Raw genomic sequence first — 24,825 nt, forward strand, 5'->3', positions numbered from 1 at the left:
ACTTTCCTTGTGCGGATCAGGCGATCAGATCGCCAGGCGGAGAAATTCGAAACTGACCTTGCGGCCGCTTTCCAGGTGCGGAATGGCGTCGAGCAAGGCGCGGGTATAGGGGTGTTGCGGGCGGTCGAAGACATCGCGCACGGCGCCGCTTTCCACCGCCACGCCGTCTTTCATCACCAGCACCTGGTCGCTGACATGGTTGATCACCCCGAGGTCGTGGGAGATGAACAGGCAGGCCAGGCCCAGGCGCTGCTTGAGGTCGTCGAGCAGCTCGAGGATCTGCGCCTGCACCGACACATCCAGCGCCGACACCGGCTCGTCGCACACCAGGATCTGCGGCTGCGCGGCCAGGGCGCGGGCAATGGCGATGCGCTGCCGCTGGCCGCCAGACAGCTCGAGCGGGCGCCGTTCCAGCAGGCTTTCGTCGAGGCGCACCAGCTTCAGCAGTTCGATGGCCTGCGGGCGCCACTGCCCGCGCAGGTGCCCGGCCACTTGCAGCGCCTCGAACAACACCCGCTGCACGGTGTAGCGCGGGTCGAAGGAACTCAACGGGTCCTGGAACACCACCTGGATACTGCGGCGCAACTGGCGTTTCTCCTGGTCATCGAGTTGCAACCAGGGCCGGCCCTTGATCTGGATCTCGCCGCTGTCGGGGGTTTCCAGGCCGAGGATCATCCTGGTGAGGGTGGTCTTGCCCGAGCCCGACTCGCCGACGATGCCCAAGGTGCGGCCCTTGTGCAGTTGCAGCGAGACCTTGTCGACCACGGTGCGCAAGTTGCCGTCCGGGCCCTTGAAGGCCTTGCTCAGTTGCTGCACCTGCAGCAGCGGCGCGCTGGTTTCCACCATGGGCGGCGTCACGGCGGCCAGCTTTGGTGCCTGGGGCCGGCGAAAATGCACGGCGGCGCCGGCCTTGAGCAGGTACTGGGTGTAGGGGTGCTGCGGGTCTTGCAGCACCGCCTCGACACTGCCCTGCTCGACGATCACGCCGTTGTGCATCACCGCCACCCGGTTGGCCAGGCGCGAAACCACCGCCAGGTCATGGCTGACGATCAGCATCGCCGTGCTGTCGCCGCGCAGGGATTCGAGCAGGCTCAATACCTGGGCCTGCACCGTGGCATCCAGCGCCGTGGTCGGCTCGTCGGCAATCAACAGGCGCGGGTTGCAGGCGATGGCCGAGGCGATCAGCGCCCGCTGGCGCAAGCCGCCGGAGAGCTGCCAGGGGTACTGGCGGGCGCGCAGCTCAGGTTCCGGCACGCCGACCGCGCGCAGCAGCTCCAGCACTCGCGCCTGGCGTTGTGCGCGATTCAGGTCGCTGTGCAGTTGCAACGGTTCGGCAATCTCCTTGCCCACCGGGCGCAGGGGGTCGAGCGAGCCCAGCGCGTCCTGCATGACGAAACCGATCTGCGCGCCGCGCACCCGGCGCCAGGCGCGCTCGTCGAACTGGCGCAGGTCCTGCCCGGCGAAGGCCAGGCGGCTGGCCTGCACCTGCGCATGGGCACCGGTAAGCCCGGCCAGGGTGCGCGAGGTGACGCTCTTGCCCGAGCCCGACTCACCCACCAGCGCCAGGCATTCACCTTGCTGCACGGTGAAACTGATGCCCTTGAGTACCGGCGCGCCCTGGCCAAAGCGCACCTGCAAGTCGCTGACTTCGATCAGCGGCGCAGGGTGTTGGATAACAGCGGTCATAGGCGTTTACCTTCGTTGCGGCGCAGCAGTTCGCGGCCAATGGCAGTGATCGAAACCACGGTGAGGGTGATGGCCAAGGCCGGCCAGGCCACCAGCCACCAGGCGTTGGCCAGGTAGTTGCGGCCGATGGCGAGCATGCCGCCCCACTCCGGCTCCGGCGGCGGCGCGCCAAAGCCGAGAAAGCTCAGGGCGGCGCCGGCGACTATGGTGCTGCCGATGCCGATGGTGGCGAGAATCAAAATCGGTTTGATCGCATTGGGCAGCACATGCCGCCAGATCACCTGGCGCCGTGGCAGGCCGAGGGTGGTGGCCGCCTCGACGTAACCGGCATTGCGCACCACCAGGGTTTGCGCGCGCACCAGGCGCGCATAGCGCGGCACGCTGGCGATGCCCACGGCGATGATGGTGTTGAGCGCGCCCTGGCCGAAAAAGGTGATGATCACCAGCGCCAGCAGCAGGTCGGGAAAGGCCAGCAGCACATCGACCAGGCGCATCACCGCGCCGTCGACCAGCCGTGGGCCAAGGCCGGCCAGCAGCCCCAGCACGGTGCCGAGCAACAGCCCCAGCGCCGTGGCACTCAGGCCCAGCACCAGCGACGGGCGCACGGCGTATACCAGCCGCGCGAGGATGTCGCGGCCGTTCTCGTCAGTGCCCAGCCAGTGCAGGCTGCTGGGCGCCTGGAAGGCCTGGCGGGCGCTGGCGCCGAGCGGGTCGGCGGACACCAGCCAGCCCGGCTGCAGCGCCGCCAGTACCAGCAGCGCGACGAACAGCGCAGCCAGCAGCAGCCCCGGGCGCAAGGCCAGTTGCCGACGGCTGGCAAAGCGCGCCTGGGCCTGGATCAGGCCGTTGATGGGCAGCACCGCCGCCGTTGAATTGATCGGCGCCATCGGGCACCTCCATGAACTGAACGTTAGGGAGCAGGGTTGGGGATCTGCCGGTGGATCTGCTCGATGCGCGCCAGGGCTTCGCTGTCGAGCTTCACCTGCAGCGCGCCGAGGTTGTCGGCCAGTTGCGCAAGGCTGGTCTGCCCGGTCAGCGCACTGCTGACAAACGGCTTGCTGATCACATAGGCCAGGGCCAGTTGCGCCGGGGTTATCGCCAGCTCCTGGGCCAGCGCCACATAGGCGGCAATCGCCTGATGGGCGCCGGGGCTGTCGTAGCGGTTGAAGGTGCGGTACACCGACGACAGGCGCGAGCCCTGCGGCAAGGCGCCATTGAGGTACTTGCCGGTCAGCGCGCCGAAGGCCAGCGGCGAATAGGCCAGCAGGCCGATGTTGTCGCGCTGGCTGAACTCCGACAGGCCGCCCTCATACAGGCGGTTGAGCAGGCTGTAGGGGTTCTGGATGCTGACGATGCGCGGCAGGTTCTGCTCGCGGGCCTGGCGCAAGAACTCTGCCACGCCCCAAGGGGTTTCGTTGGACACGCCGATATGGCGGATCTTGCCCGCCGCCACCTGTTCGGCCAGCACCTGCAAGGTTTCGGCGATGCTCACCGCCTCGCGGTCATCTTCGACATAGGGGTATTCACGCTGGCCGAAAATGTTGGTGGTGCGGTCCGGCCAGTGCAATTGGTAGAGGTCCAGGTAATCGGTCTGCAGACGCTTGAGGCTGCCATCCAGGGCTGCCACGATGTTGGCCCGGTCATGGCGGGTGCGGCCCTCACGAATATGCGCCCCTGCCCCCGGCTGGCGTGCCGGGCCGATGATCTTGCTGGCCAGCACCACCTCGGCGCGCCGCCCGCTTTGCGCCAGCCAGCTGCCGATAAAGCGTTCGGTGCTGCCCCAGGTTTCAGCATGGGTGGGCGTCGGGTACATCTCGGCGCTGTCGATCAGGTTGATGCCGGCAGCCAGCGCCGCGTCGAGCTGGCGGTGGGCATCGGCTTCGCTGTTCTGGTGGCCCCAGGTCATGCTGCCCAGCCCCAGCACGCTGACCTGGATGTCGCTGTGGCCCAAAGTACGTTTGATCATGCTCGCTCCGTCGCGAAAGTGAAAAGGCTCAAACCGCCTCGGCGGCGCGCTGGTACTGGCTGGCCGGGTACGGCAGGCCGAGGTGGTCGCGCAAAGTGCCGCCCTGGTACTCGTGGCGGAACACGCCGCGTTTTTGCAGCAGCGGCACCACTTCGTCGACAAACACCTCGACGCCGGAGGGGAACATGTCCGGCATGATGTTGAAGCCGTCGGCGGCACCGGCGCGGAACCAGTGCTCGAGGGTGTCGGCGACCTGTTCCGGGGTGCCGACGATCAGCCGGTGGCCGACCAGGATGCGCCGCGACAGCTCACGAATGGTCAGGTTCTCGCGCCGCGCCAGGTTCAGCTGGGCTTCGAGAAAACCGTGGGAGCCGCGCTCGAATTCCGCCACCGGGCCGATTCGTTCCCAGGGCAACGGCGCGTCCAGCTCCAGCTCGCTGACCGCCAGCCCCACCCGCGCCGCCACCTGATGGATCAGCCCTTCTTCGCCGTACCAGGCGTTGAGTTCGTCGAAGCGCGCCTGGGCCTCGGCCTCGCTGCTGCCGATCACCGTCGACAGCCCGGGCATGATTTTCAGGTGCTCGGGGTTGCGTCCCCACTGGCGGGCGCGCTGTTTCATTTCCTGGTAGAAGGCCTGACCGTCGACCAGGGTGGTCTGGGTGGTGAAGATCGCATCGGCATAGCGCGAGCCGAGGGCTTTGCCGCCTTCGGAGGAACCGGCCTGGACCAGCACTGGCCGGCCCTGGGGCGAGCGCGGCAGGTTCAGCGGGCCCTTGACCGAGAAATGCTCGCCGACAAAGTCGATGGCGTGGACCTTGGCCGGGTCGGCAAAGCGCCCACGGCGGGCATCGCCGATCACCGCGTCATCTTCCCAGCTGTCCCACAATTTAAGGGTGACGTCGATGAACTCATCGGCGCGGGCATAACGGTCGACATGCCGCGGCGCCCCGGCCAGGCCGAAATTCTGCGCCGCGGCATCACCGGCATTGGTGACCACGTTCCAGGCCGCACGGCCGCGGCTGATATGGTCCAGCGAACTGAAGCGCCGGGCCAGGTTATAGGGGTCGTTGTAGCTGCTCGACGCGGTGGCGATCACGCCGATATGACGGGTGGCCAGGGCCACGGCGGTGAGCAGCACGGTCGGCTCCAGGCGCCCGGCCGGGTGCTGGCCAATATCGCCGAACAGCGCCGGGCCGTCGGCGAGGAAGATCGCATCGAGCTTGCCGCGTTCGGCGATGCGCGCGATGTTGCTGTAGTACTCGGGGTCCAGGTAGGCACTGGCCGGCACCTCGGCCTGGCGCCAGGCGCCGGCGTGGGCGCCGAAGCCGAGGATGTTCATGCCGATGCTCATGTGTTTGGCGGGCTGACTCATGGCAACTCCTTATGTGGGGATCAGACCGCGCTGGCTTCGTCGCGGGCGGCGTTGTCCTGGGCGTGCAACTGGCGCCAGGCGGCACCAGGGCTGACGCCATTCAGGTAGTAATTACCCAGGGCCCGTTCGCGGTAGATCGCCGGGTTGTGCGAGGCCAGGGTGCGGGCGTTGCGCCAGTGCCGGTCGAGGCGCCGGGCCTGGCTGGTGGCCGAGGCGCCGCCGACTTCAAACAGCAAGGTGGTGGCTTCGAGCGCCTGCTCCAGCACCACCTGCTGGGCCTGGTAGGTGCGGATATCGGCCTCGACGTAGTGCGCTTCGCCAACCGTGCCGTCGAGCTCGGCTTCATGCACGGTTTGCAGCACCTGGGCGACATCCAGCACCAGGGCCTGGGCGGCATAGGCCAGGCTCGACAGGCGGCCGATCACCCGCTGCACCAGCGGGTCGTCCTGGGGGCTGGACTGGCCGGGCACGCCAAAGGCGCGGGTGCGGCCCTGGACGAAGGCGACGGCATCGCGCTGCACGGCGCGGGCAATCCCGGCCAGGGTCGCCAGGTGGAACAGCTGGTAGAACGCCGACAGGTAGGATTCGGCGCGCAGCTCACCAGGCTTGAAGCGGCGCAGCACCTGCTCCGGCGGCACCGCCACATCGGCGAAACGGGTGGTGCCGCTGCCGCTCAGGCGCTGGCCGAAACCGTCCCAGTCGTCTTCCAGGCTGACGCCGGGGGCCGTGGTGGACACCACCACGCTGACATAGTCCTCGTCGAGCATGGCCACCGCCGCCACCCAGTCGGCGTAAATGGCGCCGGTGCAGTAGTACTTCTCGCCCTGCAGCAACCAGCCGGCCTCTGGTGCCTGCGGGTCGGCGGCAGTGAGCCGCACCGAGTTGCCGGTGGTGTCGGTGCGTTCGGCCATGGCCGCGCCCCACAACTGCCCCGCCGCTACCTTGGCCAGCCAGTAACGCTGGGAAGCGGCATCGCCGCTGGACAGCCGGCCTTCGACAAAGCCGAAGTGCGCGCGAAAGATCTGCGGCAGGTTGGAGTCGGCTGCGGCCAGATCGATCAGCAGGCGAAACAGCACCGGCAAGCTGACCTGCGCGCCGTTCAATGCCTGGGGCACGCGCAAGGCGCCGAAGCCCGCGTCGCGCAGCCAGCTCACCGGCTCATGGGCCAGCTCGCGTTGCTGTTCGCGGTCAACCGCGCCTTCGGCAATGCGGGCAAACAGGGGGGCAAAACGCACCTGCAGTTGGGCATAGTCCTGGCCTGCGTCGTTCGCGGCCAGAGGTGTTGGCAGATCATGGGCACTCATGGCTGGTCCTTGAAAATCGGGTTCATACGCTTTTGCTGCGTGGGTCGACCCAGTGGTTGATCAGGTCGACGAGAAAGTTGACGACCACGTAAATCGCCGCCGCCAGCAGGGTGATACCCAGCAGCAACGGCATGTCCTTGGTCACGGCGGCGTCGAGCATCAACCGGCCGATGCCCTGGCGAGCGAACAGCATTTCGATGATCACCGCGCCGCCCAGCAGGCTGGCGAAGACGAAGCCGGACAGCGTCACCAGCGGCACCAGGGCATGGCGCAAGGCGTGCTTGAGGCGCACGCCGGTCTCGGACATGCCGCGGGCGCGGGCCATGGCGATAAAAGGCTGTTCGAGGATGTCTTCCAGCTCCTGGCGCAGCACCTGGGTCAGCACTGCGGCAATCGGCAAGGCCAGGGCCAGGCTCGGCAAAATCAATGCTTGCCAGCTGTTGGAACCGGACGGCGGCAGCAGGTGCCAGCCGAACGAGAACAGCAGCAACAGCACAATGCCGATCACGAACGACGGCGCCGACGACAGCACCAGCTCGCTACCGGACACCAGCGAGCGCACCCAGCGCGGACGGTTGGCCGTCAGCACTGCGCAGGTCACCGCGAGGATGATCGACAGCGCGGCGGCGGCCAGCGACAACTGCACCGTGGCGCCCAGCTGGCTGCCGATCACCTGCAGCACCGGGATGCGCAGGCGGTAGGACTCGCCCAGATCACCCTGGGCCAGGCGCGCCAGGTACTGGCCGTATTGCACCCACAGCGGCTGGTCGAGGCCGTATTCGGCGCGCACCTGGGCGATCAGCTCGGCGCTGGGCATGGCATCGGGGCCGCCAAGAATCGCCAGGGCCGGGTCGCCGGCACTGAGGTTGATGGCCAGGAAGGTCAGGGTCGCCGCGCCCCAGAGCACGCCGATGCCGGCCAGCAGGCGCCAGGCCAATCGTTGCAAGCTAGTCATTTACCCTCCGGGTCGAGCCAGACGCTGGTGAACAACGGGGTGTTGTGCGAGGTGTCGAAAATCAGCCCCTTGACCTGCTTGCGGTAAGCCAGCAGCACATGGCTTTCGAACACCGGCACCGCCGGGATGGTTTGCGCCAGGCGCTCCTGGGCGATCCGGTAGAGGCCGCTCAGCTCAAGCGGGTCGGTGGTCTGGCGGGCGGCGCTGAGCACCCGGTCGAGTTCGGCATCGCGAAAGCGCCCGGCATTCTGGCCGATCAGCTTGGCGGTGCTGATCGCCTGGCTGTGGTAGAGGATGTACAGGCCGTCGGGGGTGTTGGTGTGCCAGTAGCCGCCACCGATCACCTGGAAGTCACTGGCGTAACGGCGCTGGGTGACCTGGGCCAGGGGTAGCAGGTCGATGTCGATCTGCAGGCCGATCTTCTTCAGGTCGGCCTGGATGGCCACGGCGATACTGCTTGGGTAGGCCGCGGTTTCGTAGGTCAGCAAGTGCGCGGCCAGACGCTGGCCGTTCTTCACCCGATACCCCTGGGCGTCGCGCTCGCTCCAGCCGGCCTGGTCGAGAATGCGGTTGGCCTCGGCCACGTCATAGGCCAGCACGTCCTTGAACGCCGGGTCGTAGTAGCGGGTGTTGGCGGCGAGAAAATCACCCTTGGCCAGGTACTCGCCAAAGCCGGTGATCCAGGCCAGGCCGTCACGGTCGATGGCCTTGGCCACGGCGCGGCGCACCTGCACATCGTCGAAGGGAAAGCGCTCGACGTTGAAGGTCAGGCTGCGAAACGGGTTGGCCTTGCGGATGCGGCTGCGCATCTGCAAGTCCGGGTTGTCGCGAATGGCCCGGGCGTTCTGGGTCGGGGCGTCGACGGTGAAATCCGACTGACCGGCTTCCAGGGTACTGAAGCGGATCATCGGTTCGGGGACGATGCTCAGCTCAAGGCGGTCGAGGTAGGCCTCGCCCTGGTGCCGGGTCACCGCAGGCGCCCAGTTGTAGCCTTTGCGCTTGACGAAGTTGGCGCCCTGGTCGCGGGTGTAGCTTTCCAGCACGAAGGGCCCGGAGCCGATCGGGTGTTCGGCGATGGTCTTCGGTGCTTCGAGGATCTGCCGGGGCGAGATCATGCTCAGCCAGGATTGCGCCAGCACATCGAGGAACGGCGAATAGGCTTCGCGCAGGTGCGCTTCGAAGGTGTACTCATCGACGATGCGCCCATCCACGTAGGGGGCGATATAAGCGGCGGCCAGCGGCGACTTGGTTGCCGGGTCGCGCATGTGTTCGAGGTTGACCTGCAGGGCGCGGGCGTTGAATTTCTCGCCATCGCTGAAGGTCACGTCATCGCGCAGATGAAAGGTGTAGGTCTTGCCGTCGTCGGAGATCTCCCAGGACTTGGCCAGCCACGGCGAGATATTGCCCTGCTCGTCCTGGTACAGCAGGCAGTCGAACAGAATGCGCCCCAGCCACTGCACATTGCCGTGGGAAATCGAATGCACGTCCAGCGTCGTGGTGTCGGATGCCGTCGACACCCGCAGGGTGCCACCGGGCTTGCCTGGGGCGGCCTCGTAATAGTCTTGCGCGGCATAGCTCAGGGTGCCGTTGTGCAGCGTGCCGTCGATGCCGCTGCTGCCCTGCCCCGGCGACTGCTCCACCGGCTTGCAGGCGCCCAGGGCCAGCAGCGCGCCAAGCACGGCAGGCGCGCCCAGCCTTGCGATTACTCTCATGCGGTTCTCCTGCAGGTGCCGCGCGAACGGCACCCGCCCCTGGCTCAGAAGTTGTAGGCAATCCCGGTGTAGGCGCCGAAGCCATCACCCGGGTACAGCGATGCGGTGTCCTGGCCCTTGGCGTCGTAACTGGGCACCAGGGCGGTGACGTAGTCCTTGTCGGTGAGGTTTTTCAGGTCCAGGTACACCTGCCAGGTCTTGTTCGGCGCGTCGTACCCCAGGCGTGCACCCCACAGGGTGTAGGACGGGGCGTAGAAGCTGTTGGCGTAGTCCACCGCCGTGCTCGACGCCGAGCGCACGTTGACCCCAGCGTAGAAGCCGTTGGCGTACTGGTAGAACAGCTCGCCCTGGTAGATGTGCTTGGGCAGGCCCGGCAGCTCGTTCTTGGCGAACAGCGGGTCGTTGCGGTAGTGGAAGTCGTTGAGGGTGTAGGCCTGGCGCCAGCTCAGCACATCGCCGTTATCGCGCTGCCAGAGCTTGGTGGTCAGCCCCGCCTCGATGCCCTGGTGGATGGTCGGGCTGGCGTTGGCGGTCGAGACCACGGCGGCCGAAGTGTTGGTGGCCGGGAGAATTTCGACGTTGAGCAGCTCGTCCTTGATCCAGGATTTGTACAGGGTCAGGCTGCCGTCGAAGATCTCCGAGCGCCCGCGAATCCCCAGTTCGACGGTGTTGGCGCTTTGTGGCACCAGGGTCTTGGCGAAGTTGGTGGTCACCCCCGAGCCGGAACTGGACCAGGAACTGGGCGGGTCGATCGAGCGGCTGACGTTACCGAATACCTGCACGTCCGGGGTCAGGTAGTAGCGCAGGCCGACCCGTGGCGCCAGTTTCCATTCCTGGTAGCGGTAGTGGCTGGGGATGCCGCTGGTGTTGGGCCGGTCGCTGAAATTGACATCGACGTTGCGCTTGACCTCGATGGCCGACAGGCCTGTGGACAGGTACAGGTTGTCGGTCAGGCCGAGGTCGTTGCCCAGCGAGAACACATGGTCGAACGAGCCGTCGTACTCGACCTGCTTCTGCAACCTGCCCAGGTCCTTGTCACCGCTGTAGGTGCGCACCCCGGAGCGGATGTGCTGGGTGCTGCTCCAGCCGACGCTGGTGGTGCTCGGCAGGCCGAACAGCTGGTCGCTGCGGGTGTACTTGAGCGAGTAGTTGATGTCGCGCCAGTCCCAGTAGTTGGGGTTGACCGTGCTCTTCTTGCTGAGGATCTGCGGGTAGTTGTGATAGACCAGCCCGGCCACCAGGGTCGAGTCGTCGTCGAAGGTGTAGGTGGTCTTGCTGCCGACCCAGGTCGAGCCTTCCTTGGTCGAGTCGCCACGGGTGGCGCGGGTGCTGGGGTTGGTTTGCGAGGAATTCTTCTTCAGTTGCGCCAGGGTCAGCGCCCCGGAGTTTTCGTGGTATTCCTCGCGGTAGCGGATGTACAGGCGGGTTTCCAGTTTCGGGTTGAAGCGGTAACCGAAGTTGGTGACCACGCCCTTGGCCTTGGTGAAGGTGAAGTCCTGGTAACCGTCGCGCTTGGAGTTGTCGACGCTGATGAAGTAGTCGGCATTGCCGGCCACGCCACCGGTGCTGAGGGTCTGCTTCTGCCAGCCGAAGCTGCCGCCCTCGACCTTGATGCGGTTGCCCGGTGCGGTCAGCCCGGAGTTGGTGACGAAGTTGATCGCCCCGCCCAGGGACAAGGCGCCGTACTCGAAGGCGTTGGCGCCGCGCAGTACTTCGGTGTAGCTCAGGCCCTGGGTGTCGAGCAGCTCATAAGGCGTGCCGCCGGCGCCGGTCAGGGCCAGGCCGTCGAACAGAAACTTGGTGCCTTCACGAAAGTAGCCCGGCGAGGTGTTGGCGCCCGAGCCACGGATGGAAATCTTGATCGCATCGTTACCGCCGGCGGCCTGGGCATACACCCCCGGTTGATAGGCCAGGGTGTCTTCCAGGGTGGCCGACCGGCCCTTCTCCACCTCGGCCTGCTGGACCAGCCCGGTACCGCCGGGGATCTCGTCCAGTTGCGCCTGCGCCGCTTGCACCGGGGTGGCTTTGGCTGCCTGGACGGTGACCGTCTCCAGACGTTTTTCAGTCTGTGTGGCGTCCTCGGCCTGGGCCAACGGCGCCAGGCTCAACAGGGCGGCGCCAACGCTGGCCAGCTTCCAGTCCTTGCCTACTACTTTGGTCGAAGAATTCAATATTACGGATGTTGCCCGAGGCACGAAATTCAAGGTCTTGCTCCCCACCTGATTAAAAAATAGGCGAGTTTCTATTGGTATAGTCAATCTCGAAGGGAGCTGTTGCAGCGACCGTGCCAACCGGCAAAACCCTTGTATTACCTGTGTTTGAGCGGTTACGACGGTTTAAACAATTGTTCGAATTTCGAGTATCTGTCCAACTGCTGTTGCCTGGCGAACAGTTGATCATGGCTGGCCCCTTGATAGATCCCGTCGATAGACCTATCAACAAGGTCGATTAGTCCCACATTCCGTACGGGAATACACTAGCGCGCATACGTCCGCTCAAAACCCTGCAGCAGACAGGGACCTGCGACACACCGTGCTTTTACCCCAGCCAACTGCGCTTGCGACGCCTTGTTGCCGGGCATGCCTATGCCCGCAGCTTTGTGCAGCCGATAAGAATGAGGAGATACCCATGGGACTTGGCAGACGACAGTTCTTCAAGCTGTGTACCGCCGGCGTCGCCACCGCCACCTGCGCGAGCCTGGGCTTTGCCCCGGGCGTGGCCCAGGCGACCCAGTCGCGCCAGTACAAGCTGCTGCGCGCCAAGGAAACCCGCAACAACTGCACCTATTGCTCGGTCGGTTGCGGGATTCTCATGTACAGCCTCGGCGACGGCGCCAAGAACGCCAAGGCGCGGATCTTCCATATCGAAGGCGACCCCGATCACCCGGTCAGCCGCGGCTCGCTGTGCCCCAAAGGCGCCGGCCTGGTCGACTACGTGCACAGTGAACAGCGCCTGCTCTACCCCGAATACCGCGCGCCGGGCTCGGACAAATGGCAGCGCATCAGCTGGGACCACGCCATCGAGCGCATCGCCCGGCTGATGAAGGACGACCGCGACGCCAACTTCATCGAGAAGAACGCCAAAGGCACCACGGTCAACCGCTGGCTCAGCACCGGCATGCTCTGCTCGTCGGCGGCCAGCAGCGAAACCGGCTCGCTGGACCAGCGCTTTACCCGCGCCCTGGGCATTCTCGGCACCGACAGCCAGGCCCGGGTCTGCCACGCACCGACCGTTGCCGCGCTGGCGCCGACCTTCGGCCGTGGTGCGATGACCAACAACTGGGTCGACATCAAGAACGCCAACGTCGTGCTGATCATGGGCGGCAACCCGGCCGAGGCGCACCCGGTGGGCTTCAAATGGGTGATCGAGGCGAAAATCCGCAACGGCGCCAAGGTCATCGTCGTCGACCCGCGCTTCAACCGCAGCGCCGCGGTGGCCGACATCTACTCGCCGATCCGCGCCGGCTCCGACGTGACCTTCCTGATGGGCGTGGTCAACTACCTGATCAGCCACGACAAGATCCAGCACGAATACGTGCGCCACTACACCAACGCCAGCCTGATCGTGCGCGAGGACTACCACTTCGACGACGGTCTGTTCAGTGGCTATGACGCCAAGAAGCGCAACTACGACCGCAGCTCCTGGACCTACGAGCTCGACAGCAAGGGCTACGCCAAGCGCGACCTGACCCTGCAGCACCCGCGCTGCGTGTGGAACCTGCTCAAGGCCCACGTCAGCCGCTACACCCCGGACATGGTGACTAACGTCTGCGGCACGCCCAAGGACGACTTCCTGCAGATCTGCGCGATCCTTGGCGAAACCAGCGCCCCGGACAAGACCGCGACCTTCCTCTACGCCCTGGGCTGGACCCACCACACCAACGGCGCGCAAATGATCCGTGGCTCGGGCATGATCCAGCTGCTTTTGGGCAACATCGGCATGGCCGGTGGCGGGGTCAACGCCCTGCGCGGCCACTCCAACATCCAGGGCTACACCGACCTGGGCCTGTTGTCGCTGCGCCTGCCCGGCTACATGAACCTGCCGTCCGACGAGCAGACCACGCTGGCCACCTACCTCAAGCAGACGACGCCGACGGCGCTGCTGGAGGACCAGGTCAACTACTACAAGCACACGCCGAAATTCTTCATCAGCCTGATGAAAAGCCTCTGGGGCGACAAGGCCACCAAGGACAACGACTGGGGCTTCGACTGGTTGCCCAAGTGGGACGACAGCTACGACGTGCTCAATTACAGCAACCGCATGTACGAGGGCAAGGTCAACGGCTACATCGCCCAGGGCTTCAACCCGGTGGCGGCGTTCCCCGACAAGAACAAGGCCCAGGCGGCGCTGGCCAAGCTCAAGTTCCTGGTGATCATCGACCCGCTGGCCACCGAGACCTCGAGCTTCTGGCAGAACCACGGCGAACAGCATGACGTCGATACCGCGTCGATCCAGACCGAAGTGTTCCGCCTGCCCTCCTCGTGCTTTGCCGAAGAAGACGGCTCGATCGTCAACTCCGGGCGCTGGCTGCAATGGCACTGGGCGGGCGCGGCGCCACCGGGTGAAGCCTGGCATGACGGCAAGATCCTCGGCCACCTGTTCCTGAAGATCCGCGAGCTGTACGAAAAGGAAGGCGGCGCCAACCCGGCACCGATCCTCAACATGGCCTGGGACTACGCCGACCCGCTGGACCCCAAGCCGGAAGAAGTGGCCAAGGAGTCCAACGGCCGCGCCCTCGCCGATCTGCACGACGAGCAAGGCAACCTGATCCTGCGCAAGGGCCAGTTGCTCAATGACTTCTCGCAGCTGCGCGACGACGGCACGACCCAGTGCTTCAACTGGATCTTCGCCGGCTCCTGGACCGAACAAGGCAACCAGATGGCCCGTCGCGACAACGCCGACAGCGGCCTGGGTTGCACCCCGGGCTGGGCCTGGGCCTGGCCGCAGAACCGGCGCATCCTTTACAACCGCGCCTCGGCCGACCTGCAGGGCAAGCCGTGGGACCCGAAACGCAAGCTGATCGGCTGGGACGGCGTTCGCTGGAGCGGCGTCGACGTGCCGGACTTCGCCGTCACCGCCGCCCCCGGTGGCAAGGTCAACCCGTTCATCATGCTGCCTGAAGGCCTGGGCCGGCTGTTCTCGGCCGGCGCCATGAACGACGGGCCGTTCCCCGAGCACTACGAACCCACCGAAAGCCCGCTGGCGAGCAACCCGCTGCACCCGAACGTGACCTACAGCCCGACCGCGCGGCTGTATGAAAGCGACCGCCAACGCATGGGCAAGCGCGAAGAGTTCCCCTACGTGGCGACCACTTACTCGATTACCGAGTTGTTCCGTCACTGGACCAAGCACGCGCGGCTGAACGCCATCGTCCAGCCCGAGCAGTTCATCGAGATCGGCGAGAAGCTGGCTGCCGACAAGGGCATCGTTCAGGGCGACCTGGTCAAGGTCAGCACCAAGCGTGGCTACATCAAGGCCAAGGCGGTGGTGACCAAGCGCATCCGCCGCCTGGCGGTCGACGGCCAGGATGTCGACACCATCGGCATTCCCTGCCACTGGGGTTACGAGGGCAGCACGCGCAAGGGCTTCCTGGCCAACACCCTGACCCCGGGCATTGGCGAGTCGAACACCCATACGCCGGAGTACAAGGCGTTTCTCGTGAACATTGAAAAGGTCTGAGGGCGAAAACCATGTCCATGCAATCCCAAGACATCGTCCGCCGCTCAGCCACCAACGTGCTGACCCCGGCGCCGCACACCCGCGATCACCAGGCCGAAGTGGCCAAGCTGATCGACGTGAGCATCTGCATCGGCTGCAAGGCCTGCCAGGTGGCATGCAACGAATGGAACGACCTGCGCGACGAGGTCGGCCACAACGTTGGCGTGTACGACAACCCGGCCGACCTGTCGGCCGAAACCTGGACGCTGATGCGCTTCGATGAAGTCGAAGACGAAAGCGGCAAGCTCGAATGGCTGATCCGCAAGGACGGCTGCATGCACTGCGCCGACCCCGGCTGCCTGAAAGCCTGCCCGCAGCCGGGGGCGATCATCCAGTACGCCAACGGCATCGTCGATTTTCAGTCCGAGCACTGCATCGGCTGCGGCTACTGCATCGCCGGCTGCCCGTTCGATGTGCCGCGCATCAGCCAGAAAGACAACAAGGCCTACAAGTGCACGCTGTGCGTCGATCGCGTGTCGGTCGGCCAGGAACCGGCCTGCGTCAAGACCTGCCCGACCGGAGCGATCAACTTCGGCAGCAAACAGGACATGCTGCACCAGGCCAGCGAGCGGGTCACCGAGCTGCAGGGCCGCGGCTTTGCCGGCGCTGGCATCTATGACCCGCAGGGCGTCGGCGGCACCCACGTGGTCTACGTGCTGCAGCATGCCGACAAGCCGCAGCTGTACCACAAGCTGCCCACCGACCCGCGCATCAGCAACGCCATCCAGGGCTGGAAAGGCTGGATGAAACCGGTGGCTGCGGCGGCGTTCTTCGCCACCCTGGCCGGCACCCTGTTCCACTACATCGGCGTCGGCCCCAACGAAGTCGACGAACAGGACCAGAAGATCGAAGAGGATACCCACGCATGAACAAGGACAAACTGATCCTGCGCACGCGCTTCATCGAGCGCGCCAGCCACTGGTTCATGGTGATCTGCTTCTTCGCCGTGGCGCTGTCGGGGCTGTCGTGGTTTTTCCCGTCGCTCAACGGCCTCAACGCGGTATTCGGCACCCCGCAGCTGGCGCGCATCCTCCACCCGTTCTTCGGCGTGGTGGTGTTCCTGCTGCTGATGTTCCTGTTCGTGCGCTTCGTGCGCTACAACCTGCCGGAACGCGAAGACCTGCAGTGGTTCAAGAACGTCAAGCAGGTGCTCGCCGGCAAGCATGAACCGGCGCTGAACATCGGCAAGTACAACGCCGGGCAGAAGATCCTGTTCTGGGGAATCATGGGCCTGATCAGCCTGCTGCTGCTCAGTGGCGTGGTGATCTGGCGGCCGTACTTCGCCCCGCTGTTCAGCATCCCGACCATCCGCATCGGCCTGCTGGTGCATGCACTCGCCGGCATCAGCCTGATTCTGCTGATCATCGGCCACGCGTACCTGGCGTTCTGGGTCAAGGGCTCGATCCGCGGCATGGTCACCGGCTACGTCAGCCGCAGCTGGGCCAAGACCCACCACGACCGCTGGTACCGTCAGCTGAACAACAAGCAGGGCAAGGCCGGGAGCGATAAATGAACAGCATCCAGATGACCCCGGTGCAGACGCCCAGCGGTGGCGTCAACGAGATCGTCGCAGTGCTGCTGCCGTCGCTCAAGGAACGTTACCGCAAACGCGCGGCGCGCCTGCGGCAACTGGCCGACGAACATGCCATGGGCGATTACCTGGGCTTTTGTGCCGGCATCGCCGAAGCTCAGCAACACCTGCTTGAAACGATGCCGCTGCCTGAGGCGCTGGCGTCCGGACTGGCGGCGCGCCTGGCCGCTGGCCGGGCGCCGCTGGCGAGCACAGAGTACCCACGCGACGCTTACTGGCAGCAGTTGCTCGGCGCTTTGATCGATGCACTCTACCGCGACGCCAATCCGACGGTTCGCAGTACCCTGGAGACCTTGCGCGGCTACTCGGCGGCGCAACTGGAAGACCTTGCCAGCGCCTTGCTCGCCGGTGACTACGACCAGGTCGACAGCGGCCAGGCGCTGTTCCTCTGGGCCGCGCTGTCGCTGTACTTCACCCAGCTGGCCAATGCCCTGCCGGCCTCGGCCAAGGCCGCCCTGGGCGAGCAGCGCCAGCATTGCCCGGTATGCGCCAGCGCGCCGGTGGCCAGCGTGATCATGACCGGCGCCCAGGCCGGGCTGCGTTACCTGCATTGCAGCCTGTGCGAAAGCCGCTGGCACATGGTTCGGGTAAAATGCAGCAACTGCGAAGCCACCGGCGCCCTGGACTACTGGTCCCTGGAGCGTCAGGATGCCGCGATCAAGGCCGAGAGCTGCAACGACTGTCACAGCTACCTGAAAGTGCTGTACCCGGAAAAGGACCGCGACCAGGAAGTACTGGCCGATGACCTGGCCTCCCTGGCGCTGGACGCCGAAGTGGAGCGCGAAGGGTATGGGCGCAGTGGTGTCAGCCCGTTTCTGTTTCCTGGCTGATACAGCAATCGCCGGCAAGGCCGGCTCCCACAGGTGCAGTGTGCACCTTGGCATTGTGGGAGCTGGCTTGCCAGCGATGGGCTGCACCGCAGCCCGCTCACAAGCACCACCCCACCAAGAGACTCCCAATGGGCATCAAGAAATCTTCCGCCGAACTCAAGCGCGACCTTAAAACCGTCGCCAGCAACCTGGAACGCACCGCCGGTGAAATCAGCAAACTGGCCGAGCGCATCGACGGCGTCGATGTGGTTGCCGTGCTGCACCTGATGAACCGCCTGTACAAAGACTCGGACAAGCTCAAGGCCTACGCCGACGAAATCAAGGTCGGGCGCATCGTGCGCGGCAAGGCCGAGTAATCAGGCGCCGACGACCGGCGAGCAAAACCACACAGGGGTCTTACACTTCAACTCAGAGCCTGCAACACGTACCGAGGAGCGCCTGCGATGAACCGCTGTGACGTCCTGATTATCGGCGCCGGCCCCACCGGGCTGGTGCTGGCGCTGTGGCTGAGCAAGCTTGGCATCAAGGTGCGGATCATCGACAAGACCGCCGCCCCCGGCACCACCTCCCGGGCGCTGGCGATACAGGCACGGACCCTGGAGCTGTACCGCCAGCTGGACTTGACCGAGGCCATTATCGGGCAGGGTCACCAGGTGCCGGCGGCCAACCTGTGGGTCAAAGGCAAAACCGCCGCGCGGTTGCCGTTCAGTGCCATTGGCGCCGGCTTTACCCCCTACCCGTTCCTGCACATCTACCCCCAGGATCAACATGAACAGCTGTTGATCGAGCGTCTGCAACACTTCGGCGTGGACGTCGAACGGCACACCGAACTGCTCGGTTTCAGCCAGGACAGCGGCGGTGTCACCACCCGGCTACGGCTGGCCGATGGCCTGGAAGAGGTCTGTGAAGCGGACTACCTGGCCGGTTGCGACGGCGCCCGTTCGACGGTGCGCAAGGTCCTGGGCATCGGCTTTCCCGGCGGCACCTATGAGCAGGTGTTCTATGTTGCCGATGTCGACGGCGCAGGTCCTGCGTTTAATGGCGAGCTGCATGTGGACCTGGACGAAGCAGACTTTCTCGCCGTGTTCCCGCTGGCCGGCAGTGGCCGCGCACGATTGATCGGCACGGTGCGCGACGAACGCGCCGAGCACCCGCAGAACCTGCGCTTCGAAGATGTCAGTCAACGGGCCATGGAGCACCTGAAGGTCGAGATAAAGCAGGTCAACTGGTTCTCCACTTACCGGGTGCACCACCGGGTGGCCGAGCAATTTGGCCGCGAACGTGCCTTCCTGCTGGGTGATGCCGCCCATGTGCACAGCCCGGCTGGTGGCCAGGGCATGAACACCGGCATTGGCGATGCCATCAACCTGGCCTGGAAACTGGCTGCCGTGTTGCAAGGCCAAGCCACTGACACCCTGCTCGACACCTATGAAATCGAGCGCAGCGCCTTCGCCCAGTGGTTGGTCTCGACCACCGACCAGGTGTTCAACTTCATCACTGCCGACGGCCGCCTGGCCGCCCTGCTGCGCACCCGTCTGGCGCCGATGCTGCTGCCACGGGTGGCGGCGCTCAAGTCAGCGCGGGAGTTCCTGTTCCGCACTGTCTCGCAAATCACCCTGAACTACCGCGACATGCCCTTGAGTGTCGGCAGCGCCGGCCAGGTGCATGGCGGCGAGCGCCTGCCCTGGGTCAGCGATGGCAAGCACGACAACTTTGCCGGGCTGGCGCGTCTGTGCTGGCAGGTACAGGTCTATGGCGCTGCCAGCGGCAGCCTGGTGGCCTGGTGTGCCGAGCGCGGCATGCCGCTGGAAGTGTTCGAATGGCATGAGGCGCATGAAGCGGCCGGGTTGCAGCAAGATGGCGTGTACCTGTTGCGGCCGGACAGCTATGTGGCGCTGGCCCAGGTCGATGCCGGGCCGGAGGTGCTGGAAGATTACTTCAGTGCACGCGGGTTGCGCGGATACTAGCGTTGTTGTGCGAGAATGCGCGCTGGTCTCGCGTCTCTATCTGCTAAGGAATGGCATCATCAGAACCCTCACCTCTTTGCTCCTGGCCTCGACCTTGTTCCTGGCCAGTTGCGGCACCTTTGTCGCGCGCGGCTCCAACAGCTACAGCAGCGGCGCCGACTACTACAAAGGCACCCAGGCCAATGTCCAGTTGCTGACCATGATCGGCGCCAGTGGCTACGACGGTTACTCAACGATGTTCTGCTGGGTGACCATCGTCTGCCCGGTGTTTGCCATTGCCACCCTGCCGGTGGACATGGTGGTCGACACCGCCCTGCTGCCCCATGATGCGATGAACTGAAATGCCACAACTCGAATACTTCCGCGTGGCGTTTCTGAACATCTATATCAATGACTTCAGCATTTATATCGGCGCGCCGCTCATGTTGCTGACGGTGTTCGACTGGATGCCCAAAAGCGTTGCCGCGACCTACATGCTGGTGATTTTCGGCCTGTGCTTTCTGAGTTTTCCGCTGGCGATGCTGGTGCGCTGCCCGCTGTGCAACGCGGCGATGCTGCACCTGTACAAGGACGAGCCGGGGACTGCGCTGTCACGCCGGGTCGGCTTTAGCGAAGTGCGCGGGTTGAAGAAGGTACGTTGCCTGAAGTGCGACGGGCTGATGAAGATTCGCGATTGATCGCGGGGCAAGCCCGCTCCCACAGGCTTTGCGCAGTCCGTGTGGGAGCTGGCTTGCCGGCGATGGGCTGCAAAGCAGCCCCCCTCGTCACGCCACCTCGGCCCGGGCAAACCGGTAGGTAGTCACCCCGCACAACAGCAACCCCGCCAGGGCCAGCGATCCGCCGACAAAACCGATATTACCCAGGCCCATGTGCACGCTGACCAGGCTGCCGATCAACGCCCCGGCGCCAATGCCGATGTTGTAGATGCCGGAGAACATGGCCATGGCCACGTCGGTGGCATCCGAGGCGAGGATCAGCACCCTGGACTGCAGCGCCAGGCTGAAGCACATGATCGCAACACCCCAGAACACGCTCAAGGTGCCCAGCAGGCTGAAGTCGCCAGACAACGGCAGCAACAGCAGCAGACAAGTCGCCAGCATGGCGATCGCCCCGATCAGAAAACCCTGCGGGAAGCGCTCGCTGTAGCGGCTGAACAGCACTGAACCAAACACCCCGGCACCCCCAAACAGCAACAGCAGCACGGTGGTCAGCTCACCGCCGATCTGCGCCACATTCAGGGCAAACGGCTCGATGTAGCTGTAGGCGGTGAACTGCGCGGCAATCACCAGCGCCACCAGCACATACACGGTCACCAGCGCCGGGCGCTTGAACAGCACTGGCACGCTGCGCAGCGAGCCGGAGTTCTGGCTCGGCAGCAGCGGCAGGGATTTGACCAGGCACAGCAAGGTCGCCAGGGCCACCCCGGCAATCGCCAGGAAAGTGGTACGCCAGCCCAGGGCCTCGCCGACCACCCGCCCCAGCGGAATGCCCATGACCATCGCCAGGGTGGTGCCGGTAGCCAGCAGGCCCAAAGCCTTGGCCTGTTGCCCCGGCGGCGCCACGCGCACCGCCAGCGAGGCGGTAATGGCCCAGAACACCGCATGGGCCAGGGCAATGCCGATACGGCTGAGCAGCAGCATGCCGAAGCTCTGCGCCACCCCCGAGAGCAAATGGCTGAGGATGAACAGGGCAAAGACGATGATCAGCAACTTGCGCCGCTCGATGTTGCGCGTCAGCAGCATCATCGGCAACGAGGCCAGGGCCACCACCCAGGCGTAGATGGTCAGCATCAGGCCAACCTGTGCGGTCGACATGTCGAAACTGCGGCCGATGTCGCTGAGCAGCGCCACAGGGACGAATTCGGTGGTGTTGAAAATGAAGGCCGCCAAGGCCAGGGCGATGACACTCAGCCAACTGCCGGTTCGCGCATCCACGGATGTATTCATGAGTAAAACCTTGCTCCGAGTCGTTTGCGGTTGCCGGGAACGAAAACGCGCCCAGCGCCAGACACTCACGCCGGTCGGGCCTGAGTGAAGCGTGTGCGCTGAGGAATGAGTTATAAGTATGCGGGGTATCGCTTGCTGGCAAGGATAGTACGTCAGCACCGATGCTGTCACAACCGCGCAGGCGTGGAGTACCATGACCCGATTCGTTCATGGAAGATTCCCCCGCTATGTCTGCCCCCTCCCCCGCTTTGGCCAACATCCTCGACAATGACAGCCTGATCGCTGCCCTCGACCAGGGCCTGGAGCCCTCCTACCTGTACTTCTGGGGCCACCGGCAAAAGGTCGAGGGCAAGCCGGACAAAAGCTGCTTTAGCCAGTGGTTCGAGGCCGGGTTCAAGCAGCAGGGCATCCACTACCCCAGCGCCGAGCACTACATGATGGCCGGCAAGGCGCGGCTGTTCGACGACCCGGCCACCCTTGAGAAAATCCTCGCCGCGCGCACGCCCGCTGACGCCAAGAAGCTCGGCCGCGAAGTCGCCGGGTACGATGACGCCGCCTGGGTGGCCGAGCGCTCGACCATCGTCGAACAGGCCAACCTGCTCAAGTTCGAACAGAACCCGGGGCTGCGCACGTTTTTGCTGTCCACCGCTGGCCAGGTGCTGGTCGAGGCCAGCCCGGTGGACCGCATCTGGGGCATCGGCCTGGACGCCAAGGCCATTGAGGCGGCGGACCCACGCCAGTGGCAAGGCCTGAACCTGCTCGGCTATGCGTTGATGCGCGTGCGCGAGCGCCTGGCCGGCTGAGGCCCCGGCGCAGGATTTTTCTGCGCTGCTACACTTTATTCGCGCAGATGGAGGATTCCCTCATGTCCGATAAAGAGATCACCACAGCCCTTAACCTGATCAACCAGCGCCAGGCCCGGCTCGCTTCGGCGTGCAAGGAGATTGCCGACTGGATCGACCGCCAGGGCGATGTGCCGGTGGCCGGCAAGATCCGCGACACCCTCAAGGCCGTCGAAGCCGACGATCAGCTGGTCAGAAAAACCCTCACCTCGCTGAGCGTTGAACGCCCACTGCCCCGGTTCCGCTAGCCCACAGAGGCTGGCGGCGGGTGGTAGGCGCACTTCAGGTTGATCCTTCAAGACCCTGGGTCGCCGGTACCAGGCGCCGTTCTTCGCCTTCGATTTTCCGCAGCTTCTGGCACCTTCCGGTGACCGGCCGTCAATGAATATCCTTTACGACGAAAACGTCGATGGTGCCCTGCCCGCAGTCGACAAGCAGGCGCTGCTGCAGGCCTTGCAGCTACAACTGCCGGATCTCGATGTCCTCCACGCCGAGGAAGACCTCAAGCCCTACGAATGCGATGGCCTTTCGGCCTACCGCACCACGCCGATGCTGGTGGTACTGCCGCATACCCTCGAACAGGTCCAGGGCATCCTCAAGCTGTGTTTTGCCCGCAAGGTGCCGGTGGTCGCGCGCGGTGCCGGCACCGGCCTGTCGGGCGGCGCCTTGCCGCTGGAGAAAGGCGTGCTGCTGGTGATGGCGCGCTTCAACAAGATCCTCGCCATCGACCCGGTCGCCCGCACGGCACGGGTGCAGCCTGGGGTGCGCAACCTGGCGATTTCCCAGGCCGCCGCGCCCTTTGACCTGTACTACGCGCCCGATCCGTCGTCGCAGATTGCCTGTTCGATCGGTGGCAACGTCGCCGAGAATGCCGGCGGCGTGCACTGCCTGAAGTACGGCCTGACCGTGCACAACCTGCTCAAGGTCGAGATCCTCACCGTCGAAGGCGAATGCCTGACCCTCGGCGCCGACAGCCTCGATGCCCCGGGTTTCGACCTGCTGGCGCTGTTCACCGGCTCCGAAGGCATGCTCGGGATCATCACCGAAGTGACGGTCAAGCTGCTGCCCAAGCCGCAGGTGGCCAAGGTGCTGCTGGCGGCCTTCGACTCGGTGGCCAAGGCCGGCCGAGCGGTCGGCGATATCATCGCGGCCGGGATCATTCCCGGTGGCCTGGAGATGATGGACAACCTGGCCATCCGCGCCGCCGAAGACTTCATTCATGCTGGCTACCCGGTGGAGGCCGAGGCGATCCTGCTGTGCGAACTGGACGGCGTCGAAGCCGATGTGCACGACGACTGCGACCGGGTTCGCGCCCTGCTCGAGCAGGCCGGCGCCAGCGAAGTGCGCCAGGCCCGGGATGAAGTGGAGCGGGTGAAGTTCTGGGCCGGGCGCAAGAACGCCTTCCCGGCGGTCGGGCGGATTTCTGCCGATTACTACTGCATGGACGGCACCATCCCGCGCCGCGAGCTGCCCCATGTGCTGCAGCGCATCGCTGCGCTGTCGCACAAGTACGCGCTGCGGGTGGCCAACGTCTTTCATGCCGGCGACGGCAACATGCACCCGCTGATCCTCTTCGACGCCAACCAGCCGGGCGAGCTGGCGCGGGCCGAAGCCTTTGGCGGCGAAATCCTCGAACTGTGCGTGAGCGTCGGCGGCAGCATCACCGGCGAACATGGCGTGGGCCGCGAGAAGATCAACCAGATGTGCGCGCAGTTCAGCAGCGACGAGCTGACCCTGTTCCACGCGGTCAAGGCAGCCTTCGACCCCCATGGCCTGCTCAACCCCGGCAAGAACATCCCCACCCTGCAGCGCTGCGCCGAGTTTGGCGCCATGCATGTGCACGCCGGGCAACTGCCCTTCCCCGACCTGGAGCGCTTCTGATGCTTGCGCACAACAATGATGCCAGCCAGGCGCTGCTGGAGCAGGTCAACCAGGCCCGCGCCGAAGGCACGCCGTTGCAGATTCGCGGCGGCGCCAGCAAGGCCTTTCTCGGCCGGCAGGTCGCCGGCGTTGCGCTCGATACCCGTGAACACCGCGGCATCGTCAACTACGACCCGACCGAGCTGGTGATTACCGCCCGTGCCGGTACGCCCCTGCACGAGCTGTCGGCTGCGCTTGAGGCCGCCGGGCAGATGCTGCCCTGCGAGCCGCCACACAGCGACGACGGCGCCACCCTCGGCGGCATGGTTGCTGCCGGCCTGTCCGGGCCACGCCGGCCCTGGGCAGGCTCGGTGCGCGACTATGTGCTGGGTACCCGGGTGATCAGCGGCCTGGGCCTGCACCTGCGCTTTGGCGGCGAGGTGATGAAGAACGTCGCCGGTTACGACCTGTCGCGCTTGATGGCCGGCAGTTTCGGCTGCCTGGGGCTGATCAGCGAAGTGTCGCTGAAGGTGCTGCCCAAGCCGCGCAGCGAAGCGCACATCGCCCTGCACATCGACCCGCAACAGGCCCTGCTCAAGCTGGCGCAATGGGGCCAGCAACCGATCCCGATCAGCGCCGCCTGCCATGACGGCACGGTGTTGCGCCTGCGCCTCGAGGGCGGCGAAGGCTCGGTCAAGGCCGCCCGCGACCGGCTCGGTGGCGAGCGTTTCGAGGCCAGCTGGTGGCAAAACCTGAACAACCGTCGCCTGGCTTTTTTCGCCGACCCGCGCCCGCTGTGGCGTTTGTCGCTACCCAACAACAGCCCGGCGCTGGCGCTGTCTGGCGCGCAACTGCTGGACTGGGCCGGTGCCCAGCGCTGGCTCAAATCCGAGGCCCGGGCCGAGACCATTCGCGCCGCTGTCAGCCGCCTGGGCGGCCATGCCACTTGCTACAGCGCCAGCGACAGCCCGTTCCAGCCGCTGCCCGCAGCCTTGCTGCGCTATCACCAGCAACTCAAGCAGCGCCTCGACCCACAAGGGATCTTCAACCCCGGGCGGATGTACGCGGAGATCTGA

Annotated in this window: 21 protein-coding genes; 12 read left to right on the forward strand and 9 right to left on the reverse strand. The window is 65.3% G+C overall.

Annotation, left to right across the window (positions count from 1 at the left end):
* Positions 1-24: 24 nt before the first annotated feature.
* From JV241A_RS13105 to JV241A_RS13140, 8 genes are read right to left on the reverse strand one after another with little or no spacing between them, the layout of a single operon-like run.
* Positions 25-1,686, reverse strand: coding sequence for an ABC transporter ATP-binding protein (locus tag JV241A_RS13105; protein WP_134062926.1), 1,662 nt, complete (start codon positions 1,684-1,686; stop codon positions 25-27).
* The gene (locus JV241A_RS13110; protein ID WP_134062928.1) at positions 1,683-2,573 is read right to left on the reverse strand and encodes an ABC transporter permease; all 891 of its coding nucleotides are present in this window, start codon (positions 2,571-2,573) and stop codon (positions 1,683-1,685) included. Before JV241A_RS13110 ends, JV241A_RS13105 begins: the two co-directional genes overlap by 4 nt.
* A gap of 23 nt (positions 2,574-2,596) precedes the next feature.
* The gene (locus JV241A_RS13115; RefSeq protein WP_134062930.1) at positions 2,597-3,652 is read right to left on the reverse strand and encodes an NADP(H)-dependent aldo-keto reductase; all 1,056 of its coding nucleotides are present in this window, start codon (positions 3,650-3,652) and stop codon (positions 2,597-2,599) included.
* A gap of 28 nt (positions 3,653-3,680) precedes the next feature.
* The gene (locus JV241A_RS13120) at positions 3,681-5,024 is read right to left on the reverse strand and encodes an LLM class flavin-dependent oxidoreductase (protein WP_134062932.1); all 1,344 of its coding nucleotides are present in this window, start codon (positions 5,022-5,024) and stop codon (positions 3,681-3,683) included.
* A gap of 20 nt (positions 5,025-5,044) precedes the next feature.
* A complete protein-coding gene (locus tag JV241A_RS13125; RefSeq protein WP_134062934.1) occupies positions 5,045-6,328 on the reverse strand; it encodes an acyl-CoA dehydrogenase family protein in 1,284 nt (427 codons plus the stop codon).
* Positions 6,329-6,350: 22 nt separating this feature from the next.
* Positions 6,351-7,283 (reverse strand): ABC transporter permease, encoded by a 933-nt coding sequence (locus JV241A_RS13130; RefSeq protein ID WP_115087549.1) that lies wholly within the window; start codon positions 7,281-7,283, stop codon positions 6,351-6,353.
* Complete coding sequence (locus tag JV241A_RS13135) at positions 7,280-8,995, reverse strand: ABC transporter substrate-binding protein (RefSeq protein ID WP_134062936.1); 1,716 nt, start codon at positions 8,993-8,995, stop codon at positions 7,280-7,282. Before JV241A_RS13135 ends, JV241A_RS13130 begins: the two co-directional genes overlap by 4 nt.
* 44 nt (positions 8,996-9,039) lie before the next feature.
* Positions 9,040-11,166 (reverse strand): TonB-dependent receptor, encoded by a 2,127-nt coding sequence (locus tag JV241A_RS13140; protein ID WP_240047859.1) that lies wholly within the window; start codon positions 11,164-11,166, stop codon positions 9,040-9,042.
* A 457-nt stretch (positions 11,167-11,623) separates the two neighbouring features.
* Here JV241A_RS13140 and fdnG point away from each other — a divergent pair, with 457 nt between their 5' ends.
* The 8 genes from fdnG (at position 11,624) to JV241A_RS13180 (ending at position 19,778) form a co-directional block, all read left to right on the forward strand.
* Positions 11,624-14,674, forward strand: a complete 3,051-nt coding sequence (fdnG, locus tag JV241A_RS13145; RefSeq protein ID WP_134062938.1) for a formate dehydrogenase-N subunit alpha — start codon at positions 11,624-11,626, stop codon at positions 14,672-14,674.
* A gap of 17 nt (positions 14,675-14,691) precedes the next feature.
* Positions 14,692-15,582 (forward strand): formate dehydrogenase subunit beta, encoded by an 891-nt coding sequence (gene fdxH, locus JV241A_RS13150; protein ID WP_269467564.1) that lies wholly within the window; start codon positions 14,692-14,694, stop codon positions 15,580-15,582.
* Entirely contained in the window at positions 15,579-16,226 is a 648-nt protein-coding gene (locus JV241A_RS13155) for a formate dehydrogenase subunit gamma (protein ID WP_038995892.1), read from the forward strand. The genes fdxH and JV241A_RS13155 overlap by 4 nt, the downstream gene beginning before the upstream one ends.
* Positions 16,223-17,134 (forward strand): formate dehydrogenase accessory protein FdhE, encoded by a 912-nt coding sequence (gene fdhE / locus JV241A_RS13160; protein ID WP_115087546.1) that lies wholly within the window; start codon positions 16,223-16,225, stop codon positions 17,132-17,134. The genes JV241A_RS13155 and fdhE overlap by 4 nt, the downstream gene beginning before the upstream one ends.
* A 128-nt stretch (positions 17,135-17,262) precedes the next feature.
* On the forward strand, positions 17,263-17,490 hold the full coding sequence (locus JV241A_RS13165) for a hypothetical protein (protein WP_115087545.1): 228 nt from the start codon (positions 17,263-17,265) through the stop codon (positions 17,488-17,490).
* Positions 17,491-17,577: 87 nt separating this feature from the next.
* Positions 17,578-19,101 (forward strand): FAD-dependent oxidoreductase, encoded by a 1,524-nt coding sequence (locus JV241A_RS13170; protein ID WP_134062940.1) that lies wholly within the window; start codon positions 17,578-17,580, stop codon positions 19,099-19,101.
* A gap of 76 nt (positions 19,102-19,177) precedes the next feature.
* Positions 19,178-19,441 (forward strand): YceK/YidQ family lipoprotein, encoded by a 264-nt coding sequence (locus JV241A_RS13175; RefSeq protein WP_233673755.1) that lies wholly within the window; start codon positions 19,178-19,180, stop codon positions 19,439-19,441.
* Between the two features lies 1 nt (position 19,442).
* Positions 19,443-19,778: a hypothetical protein gene (locus JV241A_RS13180; RefSeq protein WP_115087543.1), complete on the forward strand. Its 336-nt coding sequence runs from the start codon at positions 19,443-19,445 to the stop codon at positions 19,776-19,778.
* Between the two features lie 87 nt (positions 19,779-19,865).
* On the opposite strand, the gene JV241A_RS13185 is transcribed toward JV241A_RS13180, so the two are convergent.
* A complete protein-coding gene (locus JV241A_RS13185) occupies positions 19,866-21,047 on the reverse strand; it encodes a sugar transporter (protein WP_115087542.1) in 1,182 nt (393 codons plus the stop codon).
* 227 nt (positions 21,048-21,274) lie between these two features.
* On the opposite strand from JV241A_RS13185, the gene JV241A_RS13190 reads away from it, so the two are divergent.
* From JV241A_RS13190 to glcE, 4 genes are all read left to right on the forward strand, one after another.
* On the forward strand, positions 21,275-21,850 hold the full coding sequence (locus tag JV241A_RS13190; protein ID WP_134062942.1) for an NADAR family protein: 576 nt from the start codon (positions 21,275-21,277) through the stop codon (positions 21,848-21,850).
* Between the two features lie 62 nt (positions 21,851-21,912).
* On the forward strand, positions 21,913-22,137 hold the full coding sequence (locus JV241A_RS13195; protein WP_010222367.1) for a hypothetical protein: 225 nt from the start codon (positions 21,913-21,915) through the stop codon (positions 22,135-22,137).
* A gap of 133 nt (positions 22,138-22,270) precedes the next feature.
* Complete coding sequence (gene glcD / locus JV241A_RS13200) at positions 22,271-23,770, forward strand: glycolate oxidase subunit GlcD (protein ID WP_115087540.1); 1,500 nt, start codon at positions 22,271-22,273, stop codon at positions 23,768-23,770.
* Positions 23,770-24,825 (forward strand): glycolate oxidase subunit GlcE, encoded by a 1,056-nt coding sequence (gene glcE / locus JV241A_RS13205; protein WP_134062944.1) that lies wholly within the window; start codon positions 23,770-23,772, stop codon positions 24,823-24,825. Before glcD ends, glcE begins: the two co-directional genes overlap by 1 nt.

The sequence above is a fragment of the Pseudomonas sp. JV241A genome (genome assembly GCF_900275665.1).
Taxonomy (GTDB): Bacteria; Pseudomonadota; Gammaproteobacteria; order Pseudomonadales; family Pseudomonadaceae; genus Aquipseudomonas; species Aquipseudomonas wadenswilerensis.